At 59.6% G+C, this 11,857-nt stretch carries 9 protein-coding genes; 6 read left to right on the top strand and 3 right to left on the bottom strand.

Annotated elements, in window-relative coordinates:
• Positions 1-18 precede the first annotated feature (18 nt).
• The 5 genes from KJF94_RS10830 to KJF94_RS10810 all read left to right on the top strand — a co-directional run bounded on the left by KJF94_RS10830 (position 19) and on the right by KJF94_RS10810 (position 6,981).
• On the top strand, positions 19-369 hold the full coding sequence (locus KJF94_RS10830) for a DUF4190 domain-containing protein (RefSeq protein WP_214383266.1): 351 nt from the start codon (positions 19-21) through the stop codon (positions 367-369).
• Between the two features lie 15 nt (positions 370-384).
• The gene (locus tag KJF94_RS10825; protein WP_250548261.1) at positions 385-840 is read left to right on the top strand and encodes a DUF805 domain-containing protein; all 456 of its coding nucleotides are present in this window, start codon (positions 385-387) and stop codon (positions 838-840) included.
• 271 nt (positions 841-1,111) lie between these two features.
• On the top strand, positions 1,112-2,365 hold the full coding sequence (gene mexE, locus KJF94_RS10820) for a multidrug efflux RND transporter periplasmic adaptor subunit MexE (RefSeq protein WP_214383264.1): 1,254 nt from the start codon (positions 1,112-1,114) through the stop codon (positions 2,363-2,365).
• Positions 2,366-2,380: 15 nt separating this feature from the next.
• Entirely contained in the window at positions 2,381-5,563 is a 3,183-nt protein-coding gene (locus KJF94_RS10815; protein ID WP_214383262.1) for an efflux RND transporter permease subunit, read from the top strand.
• Positions 5,560-6,981, top strand: a complete 1,422-nt coding sequence (locus tag KJF94_RS10810) for an efflux transporter outer membrane subunit (protein WP_214383260.1) — start codon at positions 5,560-5,562, stop codon at positions 6,979-6,981. Before KJF94_RS10815 ends, KJF94_RS10810 begins: the two co-directional genes overlap by 4 nt.
• 211 nt (positions 6,982-7,192) lie before the next feature.
• Here the strand turns inward: KJF94_RS10810 and KJF94_RS10805 are convergent, their stop codons facing one another.
• The 3 genes from KJF94_RS10805 to KJF94_RS10795 are packed head-to-tail and all read right to left on the bottom strand — an operon-like array spanning position 7,193 to position 10,500.
• Entirely contained in the window at positions 7,193-8,158 is a 966-nt protein-coding gene (locus tag KJF94_RS10805; RefSeq protein ID WP_214383258.1) for an HlyD family secretion protein, read from the bottom strand.
• 4 nt (positions 8,159-8,162) lie between these two features.
• Entirely contained in the window at positions 8,163-8,363 is a 201-nt protein-coding gene (locus tag KJF94_RS10800; RefSeq protein ID WP_214383257.1) for a DUF1656 domain-containing protein, read from the bottom strand.
• A complete protein-coding gene (locus tag KJF94_RS10795) occupies positions 8,353-10,500 on the bottom strand; it encodes an FUSC family protein (RefSeq protein ID WP_214383255.1) in 2,148 nt (715 codons plus the stop codon). The genes KJF94_RS10800 and KJF94_RS10795 overlap by 11 nt, the downstream gene beginning before the upstream one ends.
• Before the next feature lie 179 nt (positions 10,501-10,679).
• Between KJF94_RS10795 and KJF94_RS10790 the strand changes: the two genes are divergently transcribed.
• Positions 10,680-11,735, top strand: coding sequence for a HEAT repeat domain-containing protein (locus KJF94_RS10790; protein ID WP_214383253.1), 1,056 nt, complete (start codon positions 10,680-10,682; stop codon positions 11,733-11,735).
• Positions 11,736-11,857 lie beyond the last annotated feature (122 nt).

Below are 11,857 nucleotides of genomic sequence, written 5' to 3'. Positions count from 1 at the left end.
TTCAGGTTAAGGAAAACGATGGCAATGGTCTTTTGTCGTGCATGCGCCAAGGAAATTCACGAGACAGCCCCAACATGCCCCCAATGCGGAGCAAACCAACAACTCACCATAGCCGCAACGAATGGTGCCGGTTCGCCCTGGTTGGCCATTCTCTCGTTAGTGTTGGGCGTCATCTGCGTACTCAGCCTGTTTGATAATTCTGAATGGGATAGAGATACCGTCTTTGGATTGGGTACCTTTTCCACTGCAGGTCTCATTTGCGGGATCATCAGCATTAACCAAAAAAGATCAGGAAATAACCTAGCGATCGCCGGTGTTATCACGTCGGCGATTACGACACTTATTTTCTTAGGATTGTCGTTTAACTAATTTTAGGGAAAAAATATGAGCATGGTTTTTTGTCGTGGTTGCGCCAAGGAAATCCACAACAGTGCAGTGGCCTGCCCCCAATGTGGCGCCCCTCAGGCTGTCCAGCAGGCAGCAACGGCGCAAAGCGCTGCAATTGCCAGTGGCAATCCGTACATTGAAGTGCTGAAAAAATATGCGGTATTCACTGGCCGCGCCAGCCGCAGAGAGTACTGGATGTTTATCCTGATCAACCTTCTGATTGCTGTAGGACTGGGCATTGTTGACGGCTTGCTGGGTGGCAAAGGGTTCATTTCGAACAGCTACAGCCTGGCCATGTTTATTCCCAGTATCGCTGTAGGCGTTCGCCGGATGCACGATACCGATCGCAGTGGCTGGTGGCTGTTGCTGCCTATCGTCAACATTGTCTTCCTGGCCCAGGACAGTCAACGCGGCGACAACCGCTTCGGACCGAACCCTAAAGGGATTGTCTGAATTCAGGTTCGCAAGACGTTTAAAGAGACGGCCTGAGGGCCGTCTTTTTGTTTCGGCAAAACAGACTTTCAGTCGACGCGACCGTTGCACGCTACGCAACACTGAATTGTCATCAATCCAATTGATCGCCCTTACACAGGAGGCGCATGCTAGAGGGCTAGCTTTGAGCTTATATCATTCCGAATGATAGTTACCTTCGCTTCATTCGATTCGTGCGATGCCACCTCGCCGAGCATCATCCGCCCATCTCTATACATTGGCGGATGCATCCATGGAACAGTCATTCAAACATTTGCGCTTCCCATTGGCCTTGTTGGCCGTGCTGGTGATGAGCGCGTGCGGCAAGGCTCCGCAGTCGGCCGCGACCATGCCTGCGGCGAAAGTCAGCGTCGCCAAGGTGCTGGAACAACCGGTCAACGAGTGGGACGAATTCACCGGGCGCCTTGAAGCGCCGGAAACGGTAGAGATTCGTCCACGGGTCTCCGGCCAGATTGATGACGTTGCCTTCACTGAAGGCGCGCTGGTCAAGAAAGGTGACCTGCTGTTCCAGATCGACCCACGCCCTTTCCAGGCTGAGGTCCGCCGCCTCGAAGCACTGGTTGCCCAATCCCGCGCCAATGCCACCCGCAGCGAAAATGAAGCCCAGCGCGGTGAGCGTCTGCGCACCAGCAACGCGATTTCCGCCGAATTGGCCGATTCGCGCACTAGCGCTGCGCAGGAAGCCCGCGCCGCAGTGGGTGCCCTTCAAGCACAGCTGGATCTGGCGAAACTGAACCTGAGCTTCACCCGCGTCACCGCGCCAATCAGCGGCCGCGTCAGCCGTGCGGAAATCACCGCCGGCAACCTGGTGACCGCCGATACCACACCGCTGACCAGCGTGGTGTCCACCGACAAGGTCTACGCCTACTTCGATGCCGACGAGCGTGTGTTCCTCAAGTACACCCAGCTCGCTCGCCAGGGCAAACGCGGCGCCACCACCCCGGTGTACCTCGGCCTGTCCAACGAAGATGGCAACCCGCACCAGGGCGTGATGAACTTCGTCGACAATCAGGTCAACCCGAAAACCGGCACCATCCGTGGTCGCGCGGTGTTCGACAACACCGACGGCACCTACACCCCTGGCCTGTATGCCCGTCTGAAACTGGTTGGCAGCGGCACCTACTCCGCCGTGCTGATCAACGACGAAGCGGTCGGTACCGACCTGGGTAAAAAGTTCGTATTGGTGATGGATGCCGACAACAAAACGGCATACCGCGCGGTCGAGCTGGGTCCGAAAATCGAAGGGTTACGCATCGTGCGCAACGGCCTGAACAAGGACGACACGATCATCGTCAAGGGCCTGCAACGGGTACGTCCCGGTTCGCCAGTCACCCCTGAAGTGATCCCGATGGCCAGCGAACAAACCCTCGCGGCACTCGCACAACAACGACAAGCGCTGGAAGCCAGCAACCTGCCCCAAGTCGCGCCTGCCAAGGTCGCGCCGGGTTCGGTTGTGAAACTGGCTGCTGCGACTCCACGCGGTTAAGGGACAACAACTCCGATGAATTTTTCCCAATTCTTCATTTCTCGGCCGATCTTCGCAGCGGTACTGTCGCTGCTGATCCTGATCGCCGGCGCCATCTCGCTGTTCCAGTTGCCGATCAGCGAATACCCGGAAGTCGTGCCGCCGACCGTTGTGGTCCGTGCCAACTTCCCGGGCGCCAACCCAAAAGTCATCGGTGAAACCGTGGCCGCTCCATTGGAGCAAGCCATCACCGGCGTCGAGAACATGCTGTACATGTCCTCGCAGTCCACCGCTGACGGCAAGATCACCCTGACCATCACCTTTGCGCTGGGCACCGACCTGGACAACGCACAGGTGCAGGTGCAGAACCGCGTGACCCGGACTGAGCCGAAACTTCCAGAAGAAGTGACGCGCATCGGTATCACCGTGGACAAGGCTTCGCCCGACCTGACCATGGTTGTGCACTTGACCTCGCCGGACAAACGCTACGACATGCTGTACCTGTCCAACTATGCCTTGCTCAACATCAAGGATGAGCTGGCGCGTCTGGGCGGTGTCGGTGACGTGCAGCTGTTTGGCATGGGCGATTACTCGCTGCGAGTGTGGCTCGACCCGAACAAGACCGCTTCGCGCAACCTGACCGCCACCGATGTGGTGACCGCGATTCGTGAGCAGAACCGTCAGGTGGCTGCCGGTGCCTTGGGCGCCCCGCCCGCCCCGAACGCCACGGCGTTCCAGTTGTCGGTCAACACCCAAGGTCGTCTGGTTTCTGAAGAAGAGTTCGAGAACATCATCATTCGCTCCGGCGACAACGGTGAAATCACTCGTCTGAAAGACATCGCGCGCGTCGAACTGGGTTCCAGCCAATACGCCCTGCGTTCCTTGCTGAACAACCAACCGGCGGTGGCGATCCCGATCTTCCAGCGCCCGGGTTCCAACGCGATCGAAATTTCCAACGAAGTGCGCGACAAGATGGCGGAGCTGAAGAAGAGCTTCCCGGAAGGCATGGACTTCAGCATCGTCTATGACCCGACGATCTTTGTGCGCGGTTCCATCGAAGCGGTGGTTCACACCCTCTTCGAAGCACTGATCCTCGTTGTTCTGGTGGTGATCCTGTTCCTGCAAACCTGGCGTGCCTCGATCATTCCATTGGTGGCGGTGCCGGTTTCGCTGATCGGTACGTTTGCCGTGATGCACCTGTTCGGCTTCTCGCTGAACGCCTTGTCATTGTTCGGTTTGGTATTGGCCATCGGTATCGTGGTGGACGACGCCATCGTGGTGGTGGAGAACGTGGAAAGGCACATCGAGCTGGGAGAAACGCCCGTCGAAGCCACCAAGAAAGCCATGCGAGAGGTGACCGGGCCGATCATCGCGACGGCGCTGGTGCTGTGTGCAGTATTTATCCCGGCGGCGTTCATTTCCGGACTCACCGGCCAGTTCTACAAACAGTTTGCTCTGACCATTGCCATCTCGACCGTGATCTCGGCGTTCAACTCGCTGACACTGTCCCCAGCCCTGGCCGCCGTGCTGCTCAAGAGCCACAGTGCGCCGAAAGATCGCTTTACCAAAGTGCTTGATAAACTATTGGGCGGCTGGCTGTTCCGTCCGTTCAACCGGTTCTTCGAACGCGCCAGCCATGGCTATGTCGGCACCGTAGCGCGGGTTATCCGTAGCAGCGGTATTGCCCTGCTGTTGTACGCAGGCCTGATGGTGCTGACCTTCTTCGGTTTCGCCCACACCCCGACCGGTTTCGTACCCGGCCAGGACAAGCAATACCTGGTGGCTTTCGCGCAACTGCCGGACGCTTCGAGCCTGGACCGTACCGAAGACGTGATCAAACGCATGTCCGACCTGGCCCTGAAACAGCCTGGCGTGGAAAGTGCGGTAGCGTTCCCGGGCCTGTCGATCAACGGTTTCACCAACAGCCCGAACGCCGGCATTGTGTTCGTGACCCTGAAACCGTTCGACGAGCGTAAAGACCCAAGCATGTCCGCCGGTGCGATTGCCGGTGCATTGAACGGCCAGTTCGCCGGGATTCAGGAAGCCTACATGGCCATCTTCCCACCGCCGCCGGTACAAGGCCTGGGCACCATCGGTGGTTTCCGCCTGCAGATCGAAGACCGGGGCAACCTGGGTTACGACGAGCTGTACAAAGAAACCATGAACATCATCACCAAGAGCCACAACGTGCCGGAACTGGCCGCGCTGTTCACCAGCTACACCGTGAACGTGCCGCAGGTCGATGCCGCCATCGACCGGGAAAAAGCCAAGACCCACGGCGTGGCTGTCAGCGACATCTTCGACACCCTGCAGATCTACCTGGGTTCGCTGTATGCCAACGACTTCAACCGCTTCGGTCGTACCTATCAGGTGAACGTTCAGGCCGAGCAACAGTTCCGCCTCGAGCCGGACCAGATCGGCCAGCTGAAAGTGCGTAACAACAAAGGCGAGATGATCCCGCTGGCGACCTTTATCAAGGTCAGCGACACCTCGGGCCCGGACCGCGTGATGCACTACAACGGCTTCATCACCGCTGAAATCAACGGCGCGGCAGCCCCAGGCTACAGCTCCGGCCAGGCACAGGCCGCCATCGAAAAACTGCTCAAGGAAGAACTTCCGAACGGCATGACCTACGAATGGACCGACCTGACCTACCAGCAGATTCTGTCCGGCAACACCGCGCTGTTCGTGTTCCCGCTCTGTGTTTTGCTGGCGTTCCTGGTACTCGCGGCTCAATACGAAAGCTGGAGCCTGCCACTGGCGGTGATCCTGATCGTACCGATGACCTTGCTGTCGGCCATCACCGGTGTGATTGCTTCGGGAGGTGACAACAACATCTTCACCCAGATCGGCTTGATCGTACTGGTGGGACTTGCGTGTAAGAACGCGATTCTGATCGTCGAGTTTGCCAAGGATAAACAGCAGGACGAAGGCCTCAGCCCGCTCGCTGCGGTATTGGAAGCGTGCCGTCTGCGTCTGCGTCCGATCCTGATGACCTCCTTCGCGTTCATCATGGGTGTTGTGCCACTGGTGTTCTCCAGCGGTGCCGGTGCCGAAATGCGTCACGCCATGGGTGTGGCGGTGTTCTCCGGGATGCTCGGGGTGACCTTCTTCGGTCTGTTGCTGACGCCAGTGTTCTACGTATTGATTCGTAACTTTGTAGAGCGCGGTGAGAAACGCAAAGCGGCCAAGGCCCTGAAACTGGAGGCGCAACAATGAGCCTGAAAGCCTTCCTGCCGAGCCTGCTGGTATTGGCCCTGAGTGCCTGTGCCGTGGGCCCGGACTACAAGACCCCGGCCACAGAACCGGCCAACATCACGACCGCCACCGATGGCGCTGCCGGTCAGAAAAACTTCGACCGTTCGCGTTTCGAAGGTATCTGGTGGCAGCAGTTTGAAGACCCGACCCTCAACCAGTTGGTGACGCAATCCCTGCAAGGCAACCGCGATTTGCGCGTCGCCTTCGCGCGCTGGAAAGCGGCCCGGGCGATCCGCGATGACGCCAGCAATGACGCGATGCCGACCATTACCAGCCGCGCAAGCAGTGATCTGGGCAAAGGTCAGATTCCGGGCGAGACGACCAAACGGGTCAACAGCGAACGCTATGACCTGGGTCTGGACATGGCCTGGGAACTGGATCTGTTTGGTCGCATCCAGCGCAACCTGGAATCCAGCGACGCCGAACAGCAAGCGGCCGAAGCCGACCTGTACCAGCTGCAAGTCAGCATGATTGCCGAACTGGTGGATGCCTACGGTCAACTGCGCGGTGCGCAACTGCGGGAAAAGATTGCCCTGGCCAACCTGAACAACCAGCAGGAATCGCGCAAGATCACCGAAAGCCTGCGTGATGCCGGCGTCGGCGATCAGCTCGATGTGGTCCGCGCCGATGCCCGCCTGGCGGCCGTCGAAGCCAGCGTGCCGCAGTTGCAGGCGGAACAGGTTCGGCAGAAAAACCGGATAGCCACCCTGCTGGGTGAACGTCCGGACAAGCTGACGGTGGACCTGAGTCCGAAAGAATTGCCAGCGATTGCAAAGGCGCTGCCGATCGGTGATCCGGGCGAACTGCTGCAACGTCGTCCGGACATTCTCAGCGCCGAACGCCAACTGGCTTCGGCCACGGCGCGTATCGGTGTGGCCAAGGCTGACCTGTTCCCACGGGTGAGTCTCAGTGGCTTCCTCGGCTTTACCGCCGGGCGCGGTTCGCAGATCGGCTCTTCGGCGGCCAACGCCTGGGCGCTGGGCCCAAGCATCACCTGGGCAGCGTTTGACCTGGGCAGTGTTCGAGCTCGCTTGCGCGGTGCCGACGCGGATGCCGAAGGCGCACTGGCGACCTATGAGCAGCAAGTGCTGCTGGCCCTGGAAGAATCGGAAAACGCCTTCAGCGACTACGGAAAACGCCAGCAACGCCTGATTTCGCTGATTCGTCAGAGTGAATCAAGCCGCGCGGCAGCCGACCTGGCTGAAATTCGCTACCGCGAAGGGTCGTCGGATTTCCTCGTCCTGCTCGATGCCCAGCGCGAACGTCTGGCGGCGGAAGACACCCAGGCCCAGGCCGAAGTCGATCTGTATCGCGGCATCGTCGCGATCTACAAGGCCCTTGGTGGCGGCTGGCAACCAGAGACGGTCGCCAGCAAGTAACGCATTAGCGAGCTCCTTTGGTTGGCCGCAACCAACCAGATTTTTTTGCCCTGCGCCTCATTCGGTCGCGGGGCTTTTTTTTGCCTGATCGCAATGCTGAATCCACTACGCCCCCTGTAGGAGCAAAGCTTGCTCGCGAAAGCGGTGGGCCAATCGCCATCGATGTTGAATGTGCTGCCATCTTCGCGAGCAAGCTTTGCTCCTACAGGGGTTAGCGGTGATCTTGGGATTTTTGGGTTTCCTGGATGGTCACGGTGGCCGTCGTCCCCGCCCGCAGTTTGTCTTTGCCGGCATAGTCGGCGTCGATCCTGATCCGCACCGGCACCCGTTGCGCCAGTTTGACCCAGGTGTAACTGGGGTTGATGTTGGCAAGCAAACGGCCGCCGGGCGAGTTTTCCCGGTCGGCAATGGCGAAAGCGATGCTTTGCACGGTGCCGCCAAAACGTTCGCCACTCATCAATTCAATGTCGACCCGGTCGCCCTCCCCGATTCGCGGCAGTTTGGTTTCTTCAAAATAGCCGCTGATGTAAAAGGATTCGCTGTCCACCAGCGCCACTAACGGACCACCCGCAGTCGCGTAGTCGCCCTGTCGGGTCAGCAGATTGGTGACGTAGCCACTAACCGGCGACTCGACCCGGGTGCGCTCCAGGTCGTGTTCAGCCTCGGCCAATGCGGCGATGGCCAGATGCACGTTGGCCTGGGCAAAACCCAGGTTAGCCTGGTTGCGCAGCAAATCGGCCTGGGCCACCGAGACATCGGTACTGGATTTTTCCCACTCTTCACCGGAAATCGCCGCGCGTTCCTTAAGTGTACGGCGACGGCGCTCCTCACTCTGACGCTGTTTGAGCAGCGCCTGACTGGCCACAATGGTCGCTTCGGATTGCCCCAGTGAAGCCTTCGCCACCTCCACCGAACGCTTGGCATGCTCCACCGCCAGGACGTAGCGCGAAGGATCGATTTCCAACAGCAACTGCCCCTTCTCCACATGCTGGTTGTCCTGCACGCCGAGGTTGACAATGCGTCCCGCGACATCGGCGGACAAGGTCACCACATCGGCACGCACCCGGGCGTCCCGGGTCCAGGGGGCGCGGGTGTAGTGTTCCCAGGCGAACCAGCCGAGCACAAAGGCCAGCACTACCACGACCACAGTCGTGAGTCGGGCGAGGATCTTCTTCAATGCCTCAGGCTCCCATCAGCAGAATCAACGTGGCACACACGCAGGCGTACAACGCGCCCTCGAACAAGGCTTCATGCCACACAAACTGCAATACGCCGAGGCGCCGCAGAATCCAGTCCAGCAGCAGATAAATCGGCAAGCCCAGCAGCAGCGCCTGAGCAATTGGCGGCAGGTAGACACCGCCTATTTCCAGATCAATGGGCAATCTCAAGTACTCCTTGTGGCGTTGCAGGCTCAAAGTGGCCACGGTGACGTTCCAGGAACGACACCACGATCAATAGCGCCACGCGCATACGAAACACCGACCACAGATGCTCATGGACGCCGGAATGCAGCGCATCCAGTTCATCGCCCAGTGCATGCAGGCTATCGAGCACGCGATCCACTTCAAAGTCGGCCCGGCCGGCGACCAATCGCCCGGTTTCCCGAACCGTAGCGAACAGCCGGTTTTGCACTTCCGGGCTCAGCAACACGTTGTTCTGCCCCTGTTGCCTGAGCTGGTTCATCGCAATGCCGAGCGCCATGCAACCGAGGCTGACATCGAACAAGTCACGCGCCGGCTTGTCCTGGATGGACGGCAACAGTCCCAGCATCATGGTCAGGCGGTCGACCATGCGACTCTCGAAGGCAAACTGGTTTTCATCGGTGGCCGGGATTTTCAACAAGGCGTAGACCTGCTCGCAATTCTCCTGGTGCAGCCGGCGAATGCGCAGTACGGGCCTGAAGGGGAAGATCAAGGCATATACACTCAACGCCAGCGCGGCGGCGCAGACATACGAGCCGCCAAATTCAAACCACTGGATCGCGGTGTTCTGCCCCAACCCGGTGTTTTGCGGGCCAAGCAACAGAAAGGTCGACAACCCGAGCCCGATCCCCGTACCCGTGGTGGGCGGGCTGGACAACCCCACCGCGACGGCATACAGCAAGGGCGCCAGCAACAGCGCCAACAGCTCGAAACTGCTGATCATCGGCACCAGCGCGAATTGCAGAACCGCCGACACCACCAGCGCCAGTCCCAGGCCCCGGGCAAAGCTCTGGGCGGCCAGAAGTGGTCGAGGAAACGTCGCCATCAGCGAACAGAGAATCCCGGCGACGATCATGCCGCCCCGTGCGCCGTCCCAACCGGTTTCGATCCAGATCAGACCGGCCACCATCAGTGCGCAAAAGGCGCGGATCGCGTTCATCGCCGCCAGGGTGTAGTCCATGTGCAGCGGGTTCTTCTGCCCGCGATAGAGACTGCTGGCTTTGCGCCCGCTCTGGATGGCATCGCTTAATTCCAGAATCATTTCAAACTGCTGCAGCAGACGCGCCTGCTCCCAGCGCAACGACCATGACAGCGAGCGCAAGATCGCCGCAAAGGGCTCGATGAGTTGCTCCGAACGGTAAGCCAGTTCATCGAAACGCTTCTGCAACGTTGCGAATTGGCGCCTTTGTTCATTGGGCATCGCACGTCCCAGCTGCGCCAGTTGATCGAGAAACAGGACTTCTTCGGCGAGCAAACGCTGGATCTCCTGGGGAATCTCGCCTTCCAGACGCTCAAGCAATAACTGCCTCTGATGGCGCAACGCGGTGAGCCGCGCGGTCAGCAGCACCAGTTGATTGCCGAGCAATTGCACCAGGTCATCGGCACTGCGCAAGCGCGGCGCATCGTAATACAGATGCCGGCGTACCCCTTCCAGTGCGCTGATCTGGCCGAGCAGCTGCATTTGCCGAAGGTGGAAATCGGCCTCGCTTTCCTCGGTACGAATCGCGGCGCTGGCATGGGTCGCCAGCAGCTTGATCACCTGATCGATCCTGGCGAAGTAATCCTTGGCCACGGCCTCCGGGCGCGCAGTCAGAAGGCTGACGACACACACGCAGGCCACCGCCAGCAACGTTTCGGTCACACGGGTCACGGCCAGCAGGAAGGTGCCGTCCTGATCCGGGACCGCCAGCAGCCCCACCACCACCGTCGTGTAGCCACTGAGCACAAAGGCCTGGGAACTGGTGTAGCGCAGCAAGGTGCCACCGGCGGTACACAGTGCCAGCCAAAGGGACAACGTGATGAGGAAAGGCAGCGGCGCCTGAGGGAAGATCGCCATGATCACCACGGCCACCACCGCGCCCAGGGTAGTACCGATGATCTGGCCGAAGCTGCGGGCCAGCGCCATCCCACCCAATGGCTGGCTGACGATGACCACGGCCATGATCGACCACTTGGGCTGATCGAGGTCAAACAGAAACGCCAGGTACAGCGTCAACAGCCCGGCGGCGATGGTTCGCATGGCGAACAGCGCTACCCCCGGCCCAGGGTTGAGTATTGCCTTGAAGTATTGCAGCAGCGGTTGCATGAAAGTGCTCATCGAGTCATCTCCTGCAAGCGTAGTCACTGCTTCGGTGGCTCGACGGGGTTTCAGTGTCGACAGGACTTGTAGGAAAGACGCTGACGATCCGCTGCTGAATGGCCTCGGGATTTGACTCACAGCCCCACCTGACCGAAGCTGGCAACCTTGCAAAAGCCTGCCAGCTCCCGGATTCCTGCATGCCCCAGTCCCGCCGTTACCTGATCATCAGCGTCTGCGTCCTGTTTGCCATTGGCCTTGCCTGGCTTTTCCTGCGCAGTGCGACCCCCGTGGTGCCGGAAGCGATCAAGCGCGGTTACAGCGAAGCACTGACGCAGGCGCGAGCCGGTCAACCGGGCGCAGCGCGGGTGCTTTACCAGCAACTGGGGCGTCCCGACATTTCGCCCAAACGCCGCATCTGGCTGCATGCCGAGTTGCCCAATTACCCAAGCTCCGTGGCGCTGAAACTGGCGGATGCGGACTTGCAACATGAGTCGCCAGACGTGCGCATTGCGGCGATCAAAAGCATCAGTGGGCTGGTACCCACCGGTCAGCGCAGTCTGCTGCTGGCGCCATTGCTCGATGACAGCGAACAACGTGTCCGGTTTGCCGCGGTGAACGCGTTGCTGGGGTTGTCGCCGGATGATCTGGGTTTGTATTTCGGACCGTTGCAGCAAGCCATCGATGCGTGGGAACAGGTGCTCACCCAAGCGCCTGAAAGCGCGGACAACCAGTATCAGTTGGCCCGGTTGCACCTGCACAACGGTGAATTCAAAGCGGCGCAACAGGCGCTTGAAAATACCTTGCGCCTGGCCCCCGACAATCTGCCCGCACTGGTGATGCAGATCGAAGTGCTGGACCGGCAAGGACAAAGCGAAGCCGCCCGGCTGCTGTTGGCCAAACAGTTGAAGGCCCAGCCCGATTCCGCCTACCTGCAACATGCCCTGGGGATGTGGTTGCTGCACCACGGTCAGAGTGAGTTCGCCCTGCTCGGCCTGTCCAAAGCCGTGGAGCTTGAACCGGACAACAAGGATTATCGCTACGACCTGGCAACCACGCTGCATGGCGAACAAGAGCTTGAAGCGGCGCAGAAACAACTGCAGGAAATCGTCCAGCGCCACCCCTCCGATCGCAAGGCCCGGGTCCTGTTGATCAACTACTGGAAAGAAAGCGGGCAGTTGCAAAACGTACAGATCCTGTTGGCGCAACTTGAACAACTCAACCCCGACGACCCGGCGCTTCAGCAAGGCCTTTAAAGCTTCGTTGTTCTTCAGGCCGTCTTCGCTGGCAACCCATGCTCCTACAATGTTGCGTCGTTCACCTGATTTGAAGATCCCCCGATTCTGTTGGAGCCTGGCTTGCCAGCGAAGAGGCCCGC

This window comes from Pseudomonas hormoni (assembly GCF_018502625.1).
Classification (GTDB): Bacteria; Pseudomonadota; Gammaproteobacteria; order Pseudomonadales; family Pseudomonadaceae; genus Aquipseudomonas; species Aquipseudomonas hormoni.
The sequence above is the reverse complement of the archived record's forward strand: the minus strand, read 5'-3'. Positions and strand labels throughout refer to the sequence as shown.